Source organism: uncultured Traorella sp. (assembly GCF_944327115.1).
Taxonomy (GTDB): Bacteria; Bacillota_I; Bacilli_A; order Erysipelotrichales; family Erysipelotrichaceae; genus Traorella.
The window spans coordinates 1-19,948 of the sequence record NZ_CALVGS010000047.1 but is presented as its reverse complement, the minus strand read 5'-3'; the positions used below and the strand labels follow the sequence as shown (position 1 = coordinate 19,948).

Genomic DNA, 19,948 nt, shown 5'->3' with positions numbered 1-19,948 from the left:
AATCAGTATTCAAATGGGGTGAAGATATGCTGGATATTTTGATCAAAGCAATAGGGTTTATTTTAATTATCGTTATGGGGTATGTTTTTAAATCAAAGGGAATCTTTCAAAAAGAACATGCCCGATTTTTATCGTTTGTAATCATGAATGTTACTTTGCCATGTGCACTGTTTACTTCAGTCGGTCATATTGAAGTTTCATCATCACTGTTATTAGCCTTGCTGATTGGTTTTGGGTCAAATATCATTACGATCGTTGTAGGATATATGATGGTCAAAAAGGAATCTTTGATGGAAAAAGCAATATATATGATCAATATGTCCGGGTATAATATCGGAACATTTACGCTTCCTTTTGTTCAAAGTTTTTTCCCATCCAGCTTATTGGCCTATGTCATAATGTTTGATACGGGAAATGCGATCATGTGCTTAGGGGGTACTTACTCGGTTGCCAGCTCGATGGTCGTACGATCAAGAGGGATAAAGATCGTAGTTGAGTTTATAAAAAGACTGCTTTCTTCTGTACCGTTTTGTACTTATGTGCTTTTATTCATCCTTTCGTTTTTAAATATAACGATTCCTGAACAATTGATCAGTGTCGCAAGTATTGCAGGTAATGCAAATGCCTTTTTGGCCATGCTCATGATCGGTATATCATTGGAGATAAAGCTGGATTTATCACAGGTAAAAAAAATCCGTGATATCTTGATCGGCAGATATGGCTTGATGATCTTGATCTCAATTTTTGTTTTTGTTTTTTTGCCGGTAGAAGTTACCGCAAAACAGATGATCGTTTTAAGCTTATTTGCACCGATCTCATCAGTAGCTCCTGTTTATTCTTACATGATCGATTCAAAAACACCTGTACCGGCAGCTGTTAATTCCTTAAGCATGATCATAAGTATCATTACTCTTACGATCCTGATCATTCTTTTTTCATAAATCACAAGTAGTTGTTTAAATATTAAATAATGAGTAAAAATGCAGCCATTCATTTGGCTGCATTTTCATGAAGAAAAGCATGACCTTTTTTGGAACGATGCATGTTTTCATCATTTTATAAAATTGAAGGATTGTCCTATTTTTATTTTAATGTTATAAATTAAGAAAGAATAGGAGGAATTAAAAGATGAGTTTTCCAAAAGGATTTTATTGGGGCGGTGCAACAGCAGCTAATCAGTGTGAGGGTGCATGGCAGGAAGGAGGCAAAGGAATTTCCTGTCCTGATATCTGTACAGGAGGAACGGCGACTCGAAGCAAGAGAATCACGCCTGTTTTGGAGGAAGCAACCTTTTATCCAAGTCATGATGCGATCGATCATTATCATCGCTATAAGGAAGATATTGCGTTATTTGCGCAAATGGGTTTCAAAATGTATCGTTTTTCGATTGCATGGACAAGGATCTTCCCAAATGGTGATGAAGAGCGACCAAATGAAGCCGGGCTAAAGTTTTATGAAGGTTTGATCGATGAGTGTTTGAAATATAATATTGAGCCAATGATTACCATTTCACATTATGAAGTACCTTTTGGTCTGACCAAGAAATGGAATGGATGGGCAGATCGCAGGATGATCGAGTGTTATCTGAGATACTGCAGGGCTATCTTTACCCGGTACAAAGGCAAGGTAAAATACTGGCTGACCTTTAATGAGATCAATTCCGCAACTGGAAAGATGGGAGGCTTTTTAAGTCAGGGTATTTTAAATGAGATCAAAACAATGGAGTTCATGGATCAGAAAGATGTTCCTCAGAATCGTTTCCAGGGATTGCATCATCAGTTTATCGCCAGTGCTTTGGCAGTAAGGATGGCGCATGAGATCGATCCGAATTACCAGGTAGGATGCATGAATATCATGGCAACGACCTATGGGCTGACCTGTGATCCGAATGATCAGATTGCGGCACAGAAGCAGAATCATCTGTTTAACTGGTTCTGCAGCGATGTACAGTGCCGGGGAGCTTATCCAAACTATATGCAGCGATATTTCAAAGAAAATAATATAAAAATCAAAAAAGAAGAGAAGGATGATGAGATACTGAAAAACGGCTGTGTTGATTTCTATACCTGTTCTTATTACATGTCAAACTGTCAGAGTGCCGATCCAACAAAACAGGATGCAGGGAAAGGGAATATATTGAATGGAGTGCCAAATCCATATTTAAAGGCCAGTGACTGGGGATGGCAGATCGATCCGATCGGCTTACGGTTTTCGCTCAATGAGATCTGGGATCGCTATCAGCTGCCGATCTATGTGGTAGAGAATGGTTTAGGAGCTTATGATAAGATCGAAGAGGATGGCAGCATTCATGATGACTATCGAATAGACTATCTGCGAAGACATATCGAACAGATGCATGAAGCCATATTGGATGGAGTGGATCTGAGAGGATATACACCATGGGGCTGCATTGATTTGGTGAGTGCATCTACGGGAGAGATGAGGAAGCGATACGGATTTATTTTTGTGGAGCGGTATGATGACGGAAGCGGTGATTATTCGCGAAGAAGAAAAGATTCTTTCTATTGGTATAAAAAAGTTATCGCCAGCAATGGTGAAGATTTAGATTAAGGAACAATGATCGTTGTTCCTTTTTTTGTATATTAGGAAATTTCAATTTTGATGGACAGGAAGATAATGAAAGAGAATGAAAAAAGTTAAGTATACTTATATTATGATTTTATGTGTCATTAATATCTGTGTGAATACTCTTTTTTCTATCAAGGAGACATCTTGAAAGTCTTTTCTCTTTCCAACCGTTTCTATTACCGTGAATTCCCTGATCTGAAGAACAGCATTCTTCATGATCTGAGAGTCTATAACCGTGTTCTTCATAAGGCCTATAAATGTCTTTACGATCGTGCATACGATTTTGGTTACAAAATCATTTTCTTATTGGAGATCGAAGATATTTTTTGCACTGTGACGGGGCAGATCTGATGAATTTTCTTTAAAGTTGCATAACCCTCGTGCAAGAGTGAAGCTTGAAAGAAAGCTTCATTTTAGAAATAATGATAACAGAGGTGATAGTGTGAAAGAAATGAAATATCCGAATCTGTTTGCTCCTTTACAGGTAAATGGAGTGATGTTGAAAAACCGAGTGATAGCAGCTCCTATGGGGGTACCAAGAGCCATGCTTTTATCTTCGACTTACTATGGTGGGATTTCTTTACCGGATAAGGCACAGGGCGGCAGCAGTGCGATCGTTGTTTCAAGCTATGGTACAGCGGATATTGCGAAATGTTCCAGTCCCTTTGATAAATATGCCCGTGATGTGACACGGGAAACCTGGTCATTGATCGAAGAAAGCGGAGCTGTCGGAGTCATGGAGTTTAGTTTTCATCCGCTGAAAAATGAGGATGGTACGATTCAAGCGCCTAGTGATGGCATTGCTTATACGGGTGAGAAGGCTAAGGCGATGACTCATGAACAGATGCGTGCCCAAATTGATGCTTTATGTGCAGAATGCAAGAAGGCAAAGGATTTTGGAATCCGTATGATCATGCTTCATTTTGGTCATGATTCACAATGCTCGATCTTTTTATCTCCTGTATGGAATCAACGCAGTGATGAATATGGCGGCAGCGTGGAAAATCGAACGCGTTTTGCCAGAGAAGCATTGCTTGCTGTTAGAAAAACAGTAGGTAAGGACTATCCGATCATGGTACGTGTTTCTCGTCAATTGGTGATTCCTGAAACTTATTGTGAAGATGATATGCTTTATTTTATTGATTCTGTGAAGGATATCGTTGATATCTTTAATATTTCTGCCGGTATGGATTGTTATGGTGGGGATGTTGATCATTATGAGGCCAATGTATATACGCATACCACGATTTTTGAACCACGGTATTACAATCTTGATTTTGCGCAAAGGGTAAAGAAAGAAACAGGGGCCATGGTATGTCTTGTCGGTGGTGTTTCAGATCCGAAAATTTGTGATGAGTTGATCGGTGAAGGAAAAATTGATGCGGTCATGCTGGGAAGACAATTAGTGGCTGATCCTTATTGGCCATTAAAGGCGGAGAAAGGTTTGGATGAAGAGATCGTACCTTGTTTGCGCTGTTTAAATTGTTATCATATAGCTACGGAACATGCCAATGTCCAGTGTTCGGTCAATCCAAGATTTAGAAGAGAAAATCGAGTTCCGTTAAAGGAAGAAAAAAGTGATCATCCAAGAAATGTCGTCGTTGTCGGCGGTGGCCCTGCAGGCATGAAGGCGGCATTGAGTGCAGATGCGAAAGGACATCATGTGACCCTGATTGAAAAAGCGGATGTGTTAGGCGGGCAGCTCAATGTGGCGGATAAGGGTGTTTATAAAGAAGATTTACGTAAATTTAAAGAATATCTGATTCATCATATTGAGAAAAGCCATGTCAAAGTCATGCTTTCTACTAATGCTGATCAGAAACTTTTGGAATCATTGCAGCCGGATGATGTTATCATCGCAATCGGTGCCGATTATATAACGCCTCCGATCAAAGGTGTTGAGTATGCAAGACAGGCCGTAGAGGCTTATGAGCATGGATTGGAAAATATCTGTGGAAAGACTGTTGTGATCGGTGGTGGTACGATTGGTACAGAGTTAGCACTTGAATTAGCGGAACAGGGAAAAGAAGTATCAATCATTGAGATGAGTGATACGTTATGTGCTAAAGGAAATAAGCTTTATCGTATCGCTTTGCGTCATCATATGGAGAAGTGTGAAAAATTGCATGTTCATTTGAACTCACAAGTAACTGAGATAACAGAGCAAGGTGTATTTGTGGAAGATCGTGAAGGAAATAAGAGCTTTATCGAAGCAGATCAGGTATTCCTTAGCGTTGGCTTACGTTCAAAGAAAAAAGAAGCTTATGGTTTATATGGCGTGACACCGGAAACAACGATGATTGGCGATTGCCGGAGCGTTGCAACGGTGATTGAAGCTGTCAATGACGGATATTTTGCGGGGGTGAATGTAAAATGAATTTGAAGTATCCACATCTTTTTGAACCGATACAAATTAACTCATTACGGTTTCCTAACAGGATCGAAATTGCACCAATGGGCAATGGTGTACCTGAAATCTGTGAAGAATTTGGCCAGTCAGGAGCTTCACTCATGACTCTTGGCAGTTGGCAGATCGATGATGAATGGTCACAGCTGATGGGCTATCCTGACCCTTTTGTCAAACCAAAAGGTCAGCAGGTGCATGGATTGGAAGGTGCGAAGATGCTGCGTCAGCAGATGCTTGCCTTACAGCGTTATGGCATGTATGCATCGGTAGAGCTGATCCATGCCGGACGATATGCGCATAACTTTCCAAAAGATTCAGGAAAGGAAGGACATGCGATCGGAGCGATCACGGAAACATATCTTCATAAAAAAGGATTAACGATTCATGTGCAGGGCATGGATGAGGACATGATCCAGCATGTTGCGGATAATTATGCGAAAGCAGCTGTTAATTTCAAAAATTTCGGGTTTGATATGATCATGCTTCATTTTGCACATGGATGACTGCCTTATCAGTTTTTATCACCGACTTTCAATAAGCGGACAGATCGGTATGGCGGCTCTTTTGAAAACCGTGTACGCTTTCCGCTGCTAATACTTAAAAAAGTACGAGAAGCCGTAGGAAAAGATTATCCGATTGAATTAAGGGTCGGTGCAAGAGAATATCGGGAAGGCGGCTTTGATGTTGATGAATGTATTCGTTTCGTACAGTTGGCTGAACCCTATATTGACTTAGTGCATGTATCGGCAGGCTTAGATTCAGAACCGGAATTATTCCATCACTGTGTATCTAAAAACTTCAAACCTCATCTCGATAAAATTGATCTGGTTCGTCAAGTAAAGCAACATGTCCATGTACCGGTCGTTCTTGTGGGTTCGGTGATCCTGCCGGAAGAAGCGGAATATGCGATCGCATCTAAAGCCTGTGATCTTGTGGCTATCGGACGTGAAGCAATGGTAGATCCTGATTGGCCTAAAAAGGCCTATGATGGAAGACAGGAAGATATTTATCCATGTCTGAGGTGTGCCAGCTGCAGTGAACAAAATGGCATGGGATGTGCCATCAACCCCCGATATGGAAATTATTCATGGGTGGAAAAAGAACCAAAGAAAGCAAAAATAAAAAAACATATCGTTGTCGTGGGCGGAGGACCGGGTGGTATGCGAGCGAGCATCACGGCTGCTCAGAGAGGCCATCAGGTAACGCTGATTGAAAAAGAAGATACGCTGGGTGGACAGATCCGACATTTTCAAAAAGACCGTTTCAAAGTCGATCTGGATATTTTCTGTAAATTCCTGCAAGGACAGGTAGAAAAATATCCGATCCAAGTGCTTTTAAATACGAAGGCAACACCCGAACTGGTAGAAAAATTGCACCCCGATGCTTTGATACTTGCCTTAGGGGCAGAACCGATAACACCAAAGATCAAAGGGCTTGAAAGTACGCAGGCGAAAGTAATGCAGGCCATTGATGTCTATGCCCATCCTGAACAAGTTAAAGGAAAAGTGGTAGTTATTGGCGGCGGTGCTACCGGTATTGAAACAGGTATCTTCTTAGCGGATGAGGGTCATCATGTCAGCGTCATAGAAATGAGCGATCAGATTGCCAAGCAGGAGCAGGATATCAATTGGCGGAGTCAGTTGGATTGGATCCTGAAACAAGTGGACTGTCAGCCTTATACATCTGCCAAGGTCATCGAAATCAAGGATAATAGTGTTGTTATCGAACAAGACAATAAACTTAAAGAAATCCATGCAGATACGATTATTCTTTCAGTCGGCTTCAAACCAAGAAGCCAGGAAGCAGATCTTTTTTATGGCATTACATATCATACATTTAAAATTGGCGACTGTTACAAGGTCAGAAAATTAGGACAGGCAACCAATGAAGGTTATTTCAGGGTCATTAAATTGTAAAAGGAGGAATTATGACATTAAAAAAGGGCTTTTTATGGGGTGGTGCAGTTGCTGCCAATCAGTGTGAAGGTGCTTGGAATGTAGATGGTAAAGGAATGAGCACAGCAGACTGTATGGTTGCTTCACATCATGGCGTACAGCGTGAATTTACTGATGGAATCGTGGAAGGAAAATATTATCCGAATCATGAAGGGATTGATTTCTATCATCATTATAAGGAAGATATTGCTTTATTTGCGGAAATGGGCTTCAAATGCTTTCGCTTATCAATTGCTTGGAGCAGGATCTTTCCCAATGGTGATGATGAAACCCCTAATGAAAAAGGTTTGGAATTTTATGATCATGTATTTGATGAACTGTTGAAATATGGAATTGAACCAGTCGTTACGATTTCCCATTATGAAACGCCTTATGCCCTAGTGAAAAACTATGGAACATGGCGTAATCGTAAGATGATCGATTTTTATTTAAGATTCTGTGAAACGATCTTTAAAAGATATAAGGATAAGGTGAAATATTGGATGACCTTCAATGAAATCAATGTCAACGGTTTTCATCCGGAGATGACGATGGGATTGCGTATCAAGGAAGGTGAAAATCGTAACCAGGTGATCAAACAGGCATCCCATTATGAGTTTGTAGCCAGTGCCAAAGCAGTAAAGATGGGACATGAGATCAATCCTGAATTTAAGATTGGTATGATGATGATGTATCCAACCTTCTATGGAGAAACCTGTAAGCCGGAAGATCAGCTTTGTGCCATGGAACAGGTTGATAAGCAATATTATTTCTCAGATGTTCAATGCCGTGGTTATTATTCAAATAAGGCAAAGGCTTCATGGAAAAAAGAAGGAGTCGTACTTGATATAACGGATGAAGATGTAAAAGCATTAAAAGAAGGAACTGTCGATTATATCGCTTTCTCTTATTATAACTCGAACGTAGCATCTTCAAGAGATGATGTCGAGTGTACCGATGGCAACATGGTAAATGCTGTTAAGAATCCTTATCTGAAAGCCAGTGACTGGGGATGGCAGATTGATCCGATCGGTCTGAGAATTGCCCTTAACAATTTATATGATCGTTATCAAAAACCGGTATTTATCGTTGAAAATGGATTAGGTGCCAAGGATATCGTCAAGGAAGACGGAAGCATTGATGATGATTACCGCATCGATTATTTAAAAGCACATATCCAGGCCATGAAAGAAGCTGTTGAAGAAGATGGGGTCGATTTGATGGGTTATACCCCATGGGGACCAATCGATCTTGTCAGCTGTGGTACCGGTGAAATGCAGAAGCGTTATGGTTTTATTTATGTAGATCGTGATGATTTAGGCAGAGGAACGTTGAAAAGAAGCAAGAAGAAAAGCTTTGAATGGTATAAGAAAGTGATTGCCAGCAATGGTGAAGAATTATAATAGATGATATTAAAACAGATGGCGGATATTGATATCAGCCATCTATTGTTTTATCGTTTATTCCTGATGCTCAGGCTTATAATTATATTTTTTGTATGCCCAGAAATGAAGCTTTGCCATTCTTTGGGCAAGATCTGTTGGGTATTCAATGACTGCATTGCTTCCAAAGCGTGCAAAATAATTGATCAGCTGGTTATAGGAACAGTCAAAATAATAATCATTTCCTTCGATTTTAGTAGGGAGAGGGCGATGAACATAAAAGCGTTCAAACATTCTTTTTCCATAAGGTTCATTGAGATGTACCTTGATAGGCTGGTCATTAGAATGATAAATGAATTGGACACCATTACGTAAAGCTCTGGTATAGACATTTATTTCTTCTTCATGAAACGCATATTTTTGTTCATGGATACTAAGACGTTCGATCTTAGAAAGCCGGAAGGTTGAAGGCTGCTGTGTCAAAGCATCATTATAGCTGAGGATGGTAGCCAGTACATAGTTATGCAATTCCTCATATGAAGCGGCAATCTTATAAGGAGCTGCCATATATTTATCATTTCCCTGATTCATGGTGAAGATGATCGTTTGTTTACTTTCAATAACTTTCTGAATGATGTCATTGATATCTTTGAAAAGAATCAGTTCTCTTTTATCTTGCGGTAAAGATGCATAAGAGGCAAACATGGAAGCATAATAAGAAGATAGGCTATGATTCTGTAATAAGACTCTTTCAATATACTCAACAGCAGTTTCAGAGTTTTTTGTTGGTTTGAAGGATATAGAAGCAGATGCTTTTTTTGATCCTTGATTATTTTTAATAGTTTGAAGCTCATGAGTAATTTCTTCTGAAAGACGATTTCTTTCTTCAACAGAAAGAGAGGAATGGCTGAGGATATTCTGAATCGAAGCATATAAATATTTTTGTTTATTCTGGTGTTCTTCATAGTAATTGACAATCAACGTATTGATGAAATTATTGATATTCACATCACCGTTTGATTTTAAAAATCCGAAATTTGAAGCATCCTTTAATAATGTTTCTTTTAATTCATTTGTAAGATATATTTTTATTTTTTCGCTCATAGTAATAATATACCTAAAAAGGGGTTATATTTCAATATAAAATAATAAATAAGTGCTTTAAATATAATAAAAAAAGGGGTCATTAATAAAAAGAATCTGACCATTTTATTTTTATTGAAATTTAATTATAATAATCATGCAGGAGGAAATCCTGCTGGTCTTTGACAAATGTATCATTGAACCTTATGAAAGATAGGAGGGACACTCCTATAAGGATCAGGCTTGAATCGATGAGTTTAAGGGGAGGCTCTTAAAGGGTATCGTTGAGGCATCAGTAATGCTGTCTTTGAATGAGTGATAACACTCAAAAACAAGTCTGAAGTGGGGTTCGGTTATTATCGTAATGTAGATCATCCAGACGGGGTCATCGCCGACAGTACAGTGTACGTGTAGGGTAGTAATGTCAATGGGGTGGTAGCCAGTGACTAGCTATAGATACCAAATAAGCCCTTTGCAGTTGATGAACAGTAATGTTCTATAAGTCAGGGTGATCGTACAAGTAGGGGAAAGCTGCACAAAGGTTATATCAGCATATGGAAATCCTATGTCCCTGAACGTTGGTCCCAGGAGGACTCAGAGCTTTGAAGCTAACGCTTAGCTGTGATCGCGTAAGTGTCGCTCACTTGCAAGGAATCACAGTTCTCTTGACAGAATAACGCCCTTAACCGAATGCTTAGTGTGAGGAACACCAATGATACATTTGTCAAAGATCAAGGATCATTCATTTGCTCATGTAGATGATTTACATGAGCATTTTGATATTTTATCGTATATAATAGAGATGCCAAAAGGAGAAGATATTATGAGTGAAAAAGAAAAGATGATACGTGGTGAAATCTATAATGCGGCTGATCCCCAATTAGTTCTTGAACGTTTTAAGGCCAATCGCATTTGTAGTAGTTATAATAAAAAAGCCTTGAACGAAATCAATATGCGATCAAGACGGATGAGAAAGCTATTGCATACAGAAGGTAATTTTTGGATCAAACCACCTTTTTTCTGTGATTATGGCTATAACATTTATTTAGGAAAAAATGTAATGATGAATTATGGCTGTGTACTGTTAGATGTATGTCCGATCAAAATAGGTGAACATACGCTGATCGGTCCCGGTACGCATATTTATACCGCAGCACATGCTTTAGATGCGAAAGAAAGGGAACAGGATGTAGAGTTTGGAAAACCGGTGACGATTGGCAGAAATGTCTGGATCGGCGGACATTGTACGATCCTTCCGGGTATCACAATTGGTGATAATACGATTATCGGTGCCGGAAGTGTCGTCACCAAAAATATACCGGCTAATGTGATAGCTGCGGGCAATCCATGCAGGATCATAAGAGAGAATAAATAATTATTGGTGATCAAGATAATGCATCAGAAATCTTTTAGCTAATGAGTTTTCTTTGATATATTGACGTGCTTCTTCAAAAGAAAACCACTTTGCTTCATCTACTTCATTGGTTAATGAAAAGTCCTCGCTGTCACTGACACATGAAAAATTAAACATACAAGTATTTGTCGGTTCAAAATATTCGCTGGAATTAAATGTTAATTCATCCACATGCAAATGTACTTCTTCAAAAACTTCACGTTTGACAGCTTCAAGTGCATTTTCGCCTTTATTGATATAGCCGGCGACTAATATATAAGATGGTTTGCCATACTGCTTGATGAGCAGTATTTTATTTTTATCAGGATTTAAGATGATCATGCTTACAGCACTTGAAAAAATAGGAAAACGATATTCATGACATTTTTCACAATAAGGAATCATTCCTTCATTTTCAAGTTCTTTATAAATCAGCTTTGTACCACATTCAACACAATATTTCATGAGAGTATTTTATCACTATCATCTTAAAAGTAAAAGTGGTATATTATTCAAAAAAGGAGTTATTATGGAAATTAAAAATGTTGGTTACTATGTTCAAAAAGATGGTCTTTTATCTCATCTAAAAGATTATGTCAGTGAATATCAAAGGGTAGTGGTTCTTGCTGATGGCCATGTATTTGAAAAATATCGTAAAACGATCGTAAATGGTTTTGATGAGGGGGTTCGTTTTGTTTTTGATATACAGGACATCGGAAATTGTGATGTTGTCGTAGGGATTGGCGGTGGAAGGATCATGGATCAGGCAAAGCTTGCGGCTCATCGACAGAATATTGATTGTATCCTGGTACCGACAAGTCCCGCAACAGATGCTCCATGTACTTCTGTGGCTGTTATTGATGGTGAATACATTGAATGTGGTTGCCCGAAAAAGGTCCTGGTGGATGAAAGCGTGCTTTCGCAAGTGCCTTTACGTTTTTTCATTAGCGGCATAGGGGATGCGTTATCTACCTATTATGAAGCAAAACATTACAAGGTACCGGTTTCTGTTGAAGTGTTATGTCGCAGCTGCAAAGATACGATACTTAATTACGGCATGCAGGCTAAAAATGATGTTGAAGAAGGACTTATGTCAGAAGCATTGTCAAGATGTTATGAAGCGATTCTGTATATGAGCGGGATCTCTTTTGCGAATAGCGGTGGCAGCGGTGCTCATGCATTGAGTTATGGTTTCTCAAAAAAGTGTCAGAAAAGCTTGCATGGTGAACTGGTCGCTTTTTCCTTGCTGGTACAGCTTTTTTTGGAAAATGATGAAAACATTCATGAGTTAAGAGAATTTTATCATGCTATGGGTCTGCCATGTCATTTGAAGGAGATCGGTCTTGATGATATCAGTGATGAAGAATTATTGGAAATCATTGATGAGAGCATGAGTACGAAGTATTCTATGAATCGTATGCCAATGGTCATTCAAAGAAATGATCTGCTTGAAGCAATTCGTTTGGTGGATGTGTTTGAATAGAAATATGAATATAAAGAAAACATCGGACTTTAATCATGTCGGATGTTTTTAAATATAAAAATAAAGTGAATTGCACAAAATAATGTAAAAAATAGAATTGAAAATAAAAAATAAAATATGCAAATGTTGTTAAAATGAAAATGTAAGGAGGAGAATGATGATACAGCTAAATAATAGACAGCGGGATTTTGTAGATCTAATTTTAAAAGGCAATGATCTTAAATTGGAAGAATTAATAGATAAATTTAAGATAAGTAGACGTACTGTATACAATGATATTGCTAAAATAAGAGAATGGGCTGATGAATCGGAGATTAAACTCATTACAACAACAGATTCATTGCTTGTATTGGCTGATGAAAAAAGTCGTCATATCTTAGGAAATATTTTACAGGATATCATTCCTTTTGCTACTCCTCTTAATCAGCTAAGTCGATCAAATTTTGTAATTGCAATGGTGATGTTTGGTAATGAACCTCCTACATTAAATGAACTATGCAGTACTATTGGTATTAGTCGTACGACTTTTTATAAAGACTTGGAATACGTTCGATATTGGTTCGCAAAGTTTGATATATGCCTTAAAATGACTAAATCTAATGGATTACTGCTGATTGGAAAAGAATCTAAAATAAGAGAAGCCATGGTTCTTTTTATAAGAAAGAATTTTGATGAATTTAATTTATGGATGCTTTTAAGTCATAAGGAAAGTATCCATCGATTTAAAGATGAAAAAATACTGATTTACAGAATGATTCAAAATTATTTCAAAAAAATATCTTTTTCATTACCATTATTAGTGCTTCAGCGTTTACAAAAAAATAGTAATGATTTGATTCAAGATAAGGAACAGCTATTTTTTATATGGATATTCATGGTTAGCTTAGGGAGAATAGAACGAAAACATGAAATTGAGAAGGATGATCGTTTTATAAATTGTCCAGCTATTTATGAAAAAAAAGTAATCGAAGAAATGATGAATCAGAACCTATATTTTAAAGTTAACAGCGATGAAGCACAAGCATTGTCTTTCTACTATATAACCGCACAGAGCAGAAGCCAAAAAAACAATCAGTTAACAATTAACTTTGATTCTCAATTAATGAATTTTGTAGAAAAAATATCTGCAAGATTAGGTATGCCGCTCATACGTGATTCAATTTTGATTGATGGATTACGGGAGCATATTTTAAATACGATAGAAAGAATGAAAATGGGTCTTGTTGAAGTGAATTTGTTGAAAGATGAGATGATGCAAAGATATCCGGGCATATTCGAAATATGTGCACAAGAATTAAATAAAACTTTATTCTTCGAAAAAGAATTAGAGGATGATGAGATTGCCTATATCGTTATTTATGTTGCAGCGGCTGTAGAAAGGTTAAATCAGTCGAGTTGTCGAGTGTATGCAGTTTGTACGAGTGGAAGGGGGAGTGCCGAATTATTATTGGCTAATTTAAAAAATAAACTTCCAGACTTAAATGTTTTAGGAACAATTTCTATTATGAATGCCACACATATTACAAAGGATCAGGCGGATGCAATCATTGCTACTACTCGAATTACAGATACACAGATACCAGTTATTACGGTTAGTCCATTACTATTAAAAGAAGATTTGATAAAAATACGAAAACAATTAAAAATTCAGTCAGAGGATATTCATATTAACCTATCAGAGTCTTTTACAAAAAATGATCTTAGTTTTATGGACACGATGTATCTGATCAGCGATTGTGCTAATGCACTGGATGAAATTATTTCTGAATTGCAATTAAATTTGAGAAATTCAGTATATATAGGTATTTTAATCCATTTAATGCTTCAAATTAATCAATCAGAAAATATAAAAAAAATAGATTTAAATCATTTAAGCAAAGAAGAGGTAATCATATTTAAAAGTTTGGATATCCTCTATAGTAAATATAATCGTGTTTTATCGGAATATGATATACGTTCAATCCAAATGTATATTGGGGGAGAAAAGGAGCAGTATGAAGATATTATTAAAAAATGGAAGAATATATGACCCAAGAAGTGGTGAAAATAGAAAAGCAGATATAGCAATTTGTAATGGAATCATTCATTCAATTGGAAAAGCTATATATGATGCAGACGAGATATTGGATTGTTGTGATAAGTGGATCGTTCCATCAGTGACTGATATGCATGTCCATTGTTTCCATAAAAGGACAAATTTGGGATTGTATGCAGATAAAATAGGGATATGTAATAATGTCAGAAATCTGGTAGATGCCGGAAGCTGCGGTGCAGATGATATCGATGATTTCATGGATGATTTATCTGAGATGAAAACTCGAGTAAAAATATTTATAAATTATTCATCTATCGGATTGACGAAAAATTCATGTGAATTGTCAGAAAACTGCTGGTTAGATGAAGATAAATTAATGAAGGCTATAAAAAAATATCCTGATGTGATATGTGGAGTGAAGTTAAGAGCAAGCAAAAGTGTTGTGAAAGATAAAGGAACAGAACCCATACGATCAGGGATTCAGTTTGCACATAGATTGCATTTGCCGCTCATGATCCATGTGGGTAATGAACCTCCTAAATTAGATGAAGTATTATCATTAGTAGAAAAAGGGGATATTCTTACTCATATCTATCATGGAAAAAAAGGTGGATTGTTTCTTGAAAATGGTGAATTGAATAAATTAGCCATAAAGAAGTATCAAAAAGGTGTTTTATTTGATGTAGGTCACGGTTCAGCAAGTTTTAGCTTTGATGTTGCTGAGAAAGCTTTTAAATTAGGACTTATACCACACTTAATCTCTTCAGATCTGCATGCAAATAATTATCCGGATAAAATTTCTTCCTTGGCAGAAATCGTCACGAAGATTTACAATCTTGGATTGAATGAAAGGCAGATCCTTGATGCCATATCGATTAGACCAGCTAAGATCCTTCATCTTGATAATATGATTCAGGTGGGAAATAAAGCAGATTTATCAATTGTTTCATTTAACAAGACAGATAAAAAAAGATATGTAGATGCAGAAGGAAATGAAAGGATATTTGATAAGCAGGTGGTCTTTGAAAGATTAGTGGGAAGTGAGGTTGAGAATCATGGACTATATTGATATAGATTCTATTATCTCTGAGAGAAGTGAACATTGGTCTGATTTTTCTAATGAGGATCATGAAAAGGTTTATCAAGCATGTATTGAAGTCTTAAAGATATGCAAAAATAAAGGAATTGTCTTTGATGAGAGTGCTGGTATAACTTTTGTGACACATTTAACGACTTTGTATTATCGATTGTTTTTTACGCATGAAGAAGTTGATATTGATGAGGAATTATCTAATCAGATAGAAGAAAAATTGCAGTTCATGGCAAAAGAGATTGCTCATATTATAGAAAAAATTTATAAGAAAGATTTGTCAACAGACGAGGTGTTTCTCATCGCTACACATTTAGGCGCGATGATAGAAAGAATAAAGGAGGAGCAAAATGGAAAAAGTAAAAGTTGTGATCGCTCATAGAATGGGCAAGGGACAAAATGTTGCTAGAGGAGTTGAAATGGCTGGCGGAGAAGCTATTTTGGTTCCGGGAGTTGGTGCTGATATGAAGCTAGGTGAAGTGATGAAAAAAAATAATGCTAATTTTGGTATCAGTTTTTGTGGTGGTGGTGGCGGCGGAGCATTGACTGCTCAAAACCAGTACGGATATAAAGCTATTTATGATATGCGTGATGTGAATGCAGGAGTTTCTGCTATTAAAAATGGATATGAGGCTTTAGGCTTTGGCTTTATGGATACTGAAGAGTTAGGAAAAGCACTTACGGAAGCCTATCAAAAATATAGGATGTGATTTATGAAAGAGTTATTGAGAGAAAAAATATATGAAATTGAAATGAAGACAAGTGGAGAAAGCAGGGAAGAAGCCTATCAGAATGCTTTTAAAAATTTAAGGAAAAATATTCATTCTTATATTGAAGGTTATTTAGTGGAAATGCACGTACAGTCTATAAAACTGGTTAAGGAATCTGAACACACAGAAATAAAAAAATTATTTGGATTATTTATGCCAGTTGAACATACACATTTGGATATCGAATTGATTTTACAAATCAATGTGATGGAAATACTAAAGTAAAGGAGATGAGGTTATGATAGACTTAGTATTTAAATCAGTGATTATTGGTGCTTTAGCAGGAGCAGGAGCGGCAGGAGGAGCTGCACGTATGTATCATGCACCTGAAGTTCAGGGTATGGGGTCCTTTCGTACTTTAGGTGAAATGAATGCTTGTAACGGTGATCCAATTTCACATTTCAGTTATGGATTGGGATTTATTTTTAGTTCGGCAGGAGATGTAGTCGGAATGGGAGCCTTAAGTTCAAATGTACTGCATCGTATTGTTCCTAACTGGTCGGCAGCTTTTAGTGTTTTAGGATTTAAGGATGGCGAAGCATATAAAAATCCGGCCAAGATGACAATTATGGGAGCTATTGTTGGAGCTGTTGTTGTCACTTTTTTAAATACGTTAGCTAGCTTTGTACCAACAACAATGGCACAGATAGCGAGCAATGTTGTATCTCCGGCAGCTACTCTTTTGTTGAATCCAGTATTACCGGTAGCTTTTTGGTTGGCGGCATTGAGTGCTGGAAAAGAACATGGTACATATGCAACGATTTTTGGAATCATCGCACAGTTTGTTATGGAAAATGCAGCACCGGGATGTATCTTAGGTATTTTGATTGGGCAGTCGGTTCAGGATACTGGATTGAAGAGCAAAAGAAGTATATCAATGTTGCTTTTCGTTTCTGCTATGTTCTTTATAATTGCTTATTTTAGAGGCTTGTTGCCATTTTAATTGATGATGGAGGTAAGTATGAATAGTAAGATAGAAAAATTCTTTATGAGTGAATCAGCGTTTATCGTATTGATGGCTATGATCTGTTCAGGTGTATTTGCTGGTTCAAGTCTGTTTCTTGAATATCGAGTAGGTTTTCTAAATGGTGTTTCAATTTCAGTCATGTTAGAAGAAGCCGTAAAAACAGGTGTTTACACAGCCTTGATCGGTTATACAGGTGGCTTTCTGTTTGCACGTATTTTAGAAGGCCCGTTAGTAGGTATTCTCGACATCGGCGGTGGTGTTATGACTGGAGTAGGTGGAGGTATGCCAGCACTCTTTCTTTCTATGGGATTAGATGTACTTATTAAAAATTTTTGGGTTTCATTAATTGTTGGTGCACTGATTGGCATTGTGTTATCTTGTATTATTTTAGTTATTAGAAAATTGATGCCGAATGGATATGGTACAATGGGAACTGAAATTATGGTTGGTGCCGGAAATACTATTGGTACATGGTTTGGTCCAATGCTTCTGATTTCAGCAATCACATTTGATTTATATGCCGGTTTAGGAGCAATGCTTGGTGCTGTTATCTGTCATAGAAAAAAATCACCTATCATTGGTGGTATTACACTTGGTGCCATGATTGTTGGCTATGTAGCTTATTTATTAGGACTGACAACTTTGGGAATTGGAGTTTAATATGAATATTTATGAGCATCTACAGGTTAATGAGATTATCAATTGTAGTGGCAAAATGACACCCTATGGTTCATCAATTTTAGAAAAAGATGTTGCTGAAAGTATGAAGCAGGCATCGGCTGCCTATGTCAAAATGGATGATTTAATGGATAAAGCAGGTGAAGTGATAGCTGAAATATGTCAAGGAGAAGCTGCTTGTGTTTGTGCAGGAGCATCTGCAGGTATCATTTTATCAGTAGCCGCTATTATTACGAAAGGAGATCCATATCTTGTTGAAAAGGTGCCATTTGTAGAAACTAATAAAAAAGATATTATTATTTCATGTGGACATTTAGTACATTTTGGGGCAACGATTCATCAAATGATTCAATTAGGAGGTGGTCGTGTAAAAGAGGTTGGTACAGTATGCAAGACAGTAGAGTATCATTATGAAAATGCCATTGATGAAAATACAGCAGCTATTCTGTATGTGAAAAGTCATCATGCTTCACAAACAGGACAACTTCCATTAGCAGAGGTCGTTAATATCGCTCACAAACATCATTTACCTGTCATTCTTGATGCAGCTGCTGAGGAAGATTTAAAAACATATTTAAGCTGCGGCTGTGATTTAGTAGTCTATAGTGGAGCAAAAGCAATAGGAGGACCGACATCGGGATTTGTTGTTGGTAAAAAAAATTTGATACAGGCGTGCCGTAAGCAGTATGGAGGCGTGGCTAGACCTATGAAAGTGGGAAAAGAAAATATTGCAGGCTTAATAAAGGCAATTGAAAATTATAATACAAAATCGTATGATTATCAGCCAAAATTAGATTATATGTTGCAAGAATTTAATAAAATAAATGGTATAAATGCTTCGCTTATAAAAGATAGTGTTCGCGATATATATCGAGTGAAACTAACACTTGATCCAATTAAAACAAATATGGATGCACATGAATTAGATCAAAAATTAAAAAATGGATATCCTGTTATATTTACTAGAAAGTATGATGTTTCTAATTTAAATCTTGTTTTTGATCCACGACCTATGCGTGATGGTGATGAAATCATTGTATGTAAGCGAGTAAAAGAAATTATAGAAGGTATTTAATATGATTAATTATTATAAAAATAAAATATGCTTAAATGTGTTAGCAGGGGACCATCAAAATGCCCAAGAAATTTATCAAGCTTGTGAAAAACATGTGATAATTGGTGTATTGTCAGCAAATTATCCAGATGTAAAGAGTGCTGTCGAAGATATGAGAATTTACAATGATGAGCTGGAAGGGAATTTATCAGTTGGTTTAGGAGGAGGAAATCCTAATCAGTGTAAATCTGTTGCAGAAATTTCTAGAGAAGTTAATGCCAATCATTTCAATCAAATTTTTTCAGCTGTAGGTTATACGAGGGCCTGTATTGGAAATGATAAGGCTCATGTCAATGCATTAGTATCACCAAGTGGAAAAATTGGAGAAGTAAAAATATCCACTGGCCCTTTAAGTAAAGATATGCCTCCTGCTAATGTTCCTGTTGAAACGGCAATAGCTATGATTAAAGAAATGGGAGGTAACTCGTTAAAGTTTTTTCCTATGCATGGGTTAAAATGCAAAGAGGAGTTAAAGGTGGTAGCACAAGCATGTGCTAAGTATGATTTTATTTTAGAACCTACAGGCGGGATAAATTTGAATAATTTTAGAGAAATTATTCAAATCATTTTAAATGCAGGAGTTGATAAAATGATACCTCATGTATATTCTTCTATTATTGATAAAAAATCTGGTCGGACACGAATTGAAGATGTAAAAAAACTGATGAAAATTATAAAAGAAATGATTTAATCATAGAAAAGGTTCTTTATAAGCTTAGTCTTGATAAGAACCTTTTTGAGTAAATAAGGATTATATTGAATTTTATTAAGGTGGGAAATAAAGCAGATTTATCAATTGTTTATATTAATATTCATCAAAATTTTTAATTCTGATTGCTAAATTATCTATTTCTGCACAAAAGAAATGAGCAAGCATTTTCCTTTTAGATAACTCGCTTCCTTCAATATGAACGATTTCTCCTTTTTTGATGATATTTAAATTTGCAGATTGAAATTTTAAAGTGATTTGTTTGATGATGTTAAAGACGGTTGATTCTGATATGAAGCATTCTTCTGCTATGT

Annotated in this window: 20 protein-coding genes and 1 pseudogene; 18 read left to right on the top strand and 3 right to left on the bottom strand. The window is 36.8% G+C overall.

Annotated elements, in window-relative coordinates; all coding sequences use genetic code 11:
• Nucleotides 1-26 precede the first annotated feature (26 nt).
• From Q0K35_RS04345 to Q0K35_RS04315, 7 genes and pseudogenes are all read left to right on the top strand, one after another.
• Nucleotides 27-941: an AEC family transporter gene (locus Q0K35_RS04345; RefSeq protein ID WP_294561447.1), complete on the top strand. Its 915-nt coding sequence runs from the start codon at nt 27-29 to the stop codon at nt 939-941.
• Between the two features lie 187 nt (nt 942-1,128).
• The gene (locus Q0K35_RS04340; RefSeq protein ID WP_294561446.1) at nt 1,129-2,571 is read left to right on the top strand and encodes a glycoside hydrolase family 1 protein; all 1,443 of its coding nucleotides are present in this window, start codon (nt 1,129-1,131) and stop codon (nt 2,569-2,571) included.
• 162 nt (nt 2,572-2,733) lie between these two features.
• Nucleotides 2,734-2,940, top strand: coding sequence for a hypothetical protein (locus Q0K35_RS04335; protein ID WP_294561445.1), 207 nt, complete (start codon nt 2,734-2,736; stop codon nt 2,938-2,940).
• A gap of 100 nt (nt 2,941-3,040) precedes the next feature.
• Complete coding sequence (locus Q0K35_RS04330; protein WP_294561481.1) at nt 3,041-4,966, top strand: FAD-dependent oxidoreductase; 1,926 nt, start codon at nt 3,041-3,043, stop codon at nt 4,964-4,966.
• A pseudogene (locus Q0K35_RS04325) lies at nt 4,963-5,985 on the top strand (NADH:flavin oxidoreductase); the annotation flags it as partial. The gene Q0K35_RS04330 and the pseudogene Q0K35_RS04325, both read left to right, overlap by 4 nt.
• 60 nt (nt 5,986-6,045) lie before the next feature.
• Complete coding sequence (locus tag Q0K35_RS04320; protein ID WP_294561480.1) at nt 6,046-6,912, top strand: FAD-dependent oxidoreductase; 867 nt, start codon at nt 6,046-6,048, stop codon at nt 6,910-6,912.
• Between the two features lie 11 nt (nt 6,913-6,923).
• Entirely contained in the window at nt 6,924-8,333 is a 1,410-nt protein-coding gene (locus Q0K35_RS04315) for a 6-phospho-beta-glucosidase (protein ID WP_294561444.1), read from the top strand.
• 57 nt (nt 8,334-8,390) lie between these two features.
• Here Q0K35_RS04315 and Q0K35_RS04310 read toward each other — a convergent pair whose 3' ends face one another.
• Nucleotides 8,391-9,416, bottom strand: coding sequence for a WYL domain-containing protein (locus tag Q0K35_RS04310; protein WP_294561443.1), 1,026 nt, complete (start codon nt 9,414-9,416; stop codon nt 8,391-8,393).
• A 691-nt stretch (nt 9,417-10,107) separates the two neighbouring features.
• On the opposite strand from Q0K35_RS04310, the gene Q0K35_RS04305 reads away from it, so the two are divergent.
• The gene (locus tag Q0K35_RS04305; protein WP_294561442.1) at nt 10,108-10,770 is read left to right on the top strand and encodes a sugar O-acetyltransferase; all 663 of its coding nucleotides are present in this window, start codon (nt 10,108-10,110) and stop codon (nt 10,768-10,770) included.
• Here Q0K35_RS04305 and Q0K35_RS04300 read toward each other — a convergent pair whose 3' ends face one another.
• A complete protein-coding gene (locus tag Q0K35_RS04300) occupies nt 10,771-11,253 on the bottom strand; it encodes an NUDIX domain-containing protein (RefSeq protein WP_294561441.1) in 483 nt (160 codons plus the stop codon).
• A gap of 64 nt (nt 11,254-11,317) precedes the next feature.
• Here Q0K35_RS04300 and Q0K35_RS04295 point away from each other — a divergent pair, with 64 nt between their 5' ends.
• The 10 genes from Q0K35_RS04295 (at nt 11,318) to Q0K35_RS04250 (ending at nt 19,616) form a co-directional block, all read left to right on the top strand.
• Entirely contained in the window at nt 11,318-12,271 is a 954-nt protein-coding gene (locus Q0K35_RS04295) for an iron-containing alcohol dehydrogenase (protein ID WP_294561440.1), read from the top strand.
• 157 nt (nt 12,272-12,428) lie between these two features.
• Complete coding sequence (locus Q0K35_RS04290; RefSeq protein WP_294561439.1) at nt 12,429-14,300, top strand: PRD domain-containing protein; 1,872 nt, start codon at nt 12,429-12,431, stop codon at nt 14,298-14,300.
• The gene (locus Q0K35_RS04285; RefSeq protein ID WP_294561438.1) at nt 14,266-15,375 is read left to right on the top strand and encodes a hypothetical protein; all 1,110 of its coding nucleotides are present in this window, start codon (nt 14,266-14,268) and stop codon (nt 15,373-15,375) included. The genes Q0K35_RS04290 and Q0K35_RS04285 overlap by 35 nt, the downstream gene beginning before the upstream one ends.
• Nucleotides 15,362-15,778, top strand: coding sequence for a PRD domain-containing protein (locus tag Q0K35_RS04280; protein WP_294561437.1), 417 nt, complete (start codon nt 15,362-15,364; stop codon nt 15,776-15,778). The genes Q0K35_RS04285 and Q0K35_RS04280 overlap by 14 nt, the downstream gene beginning before the upstream one ends.
• The gene (locus Q0K35_RS04275; protein ID WP_294561436.1) at nt 15,747-16,106 is read left to right on the top strand and encodes an SFCGS family glycine-rich protein; all 360 of its coding nucleotides are present in this window, start codon (nt 15,747-15,749) and stop codon (nt 16,104-16,106) included. The genes Q0K35_RS04280 and Q0K35_RS04275 overlap by 32 nt, the downstream gene beginning before the upstream one ends.
• A 3-nt stretch (nt 16,107-16,109) precedes the next feature.
• Nucleotides 16,110-16,391, top strand: a complete 282-nt coding sequence (locus tag Q0K35_RS04270) for a DUF4312 family protein (RefSeq protein ID WP_294561435.1) — start codon at nt 16,110-16,112, stop codon at nt 16,389-16,391.
• Between the two features lie 13 nt (nt 16,392-16,404).
• Nucleotides 16,405-17,109, top strand: a complete 705-nt coding sequence (locus Q0K35_RS04265; protein WP_294561434.1) for a DUF4311 domain-containing protein — start codon at nt 16,405-16,407, stop codon at nt 17,107-17,109.
• A gap of 18 nt (nt 17,110-17,127) precedes the next feature.
• Nucleotides 17,128-17,793, top strand: coding sequence for a DUF4310 family protein (locus Q0K35_RS04260; protein ID WP_294561433.1), 666 nt, complete (start codon nt 17,128-17,130; stop codon nt 17,791-17,793).
• A gap of 1 nt (nt 17,794) precedes the next feature.
• Entirely contained in the window at nt 17,795-18,886 is a 1,092-nt protein-coding gene (locus tag Q0K35_RS04255) for a DgaE family pyridoxal phosphate-dependent ammonia lyase (protein WP_294561432.1), read from the top strand.
• Between the two features lies 1 nt (nt 18,887).
• Complete coding sequence (locus tag Q0K35_RS04250; protein ID WP_294561431.1) at nt 18,888-19,616, top strand: KDGP aldolase family protein; 729 nt, start codon at nt 18,888-18,890, stop codon at nt 19,614-19,616.
• 114 nt (nt 19,617-19,730) lie between these two features.
• On the opposite strand, the gene Q0K35_RS04245 is transcribed toward Q0K35_RS04250, so the two are convergent.
• The coding region (locus Q0K35_RS04245) for a helix-turn-helix domain-containing protein (protein WP_294561430.1) at nt 19,731-19,948 on the bottom strand (218 nt) is incomplete at its 5' end.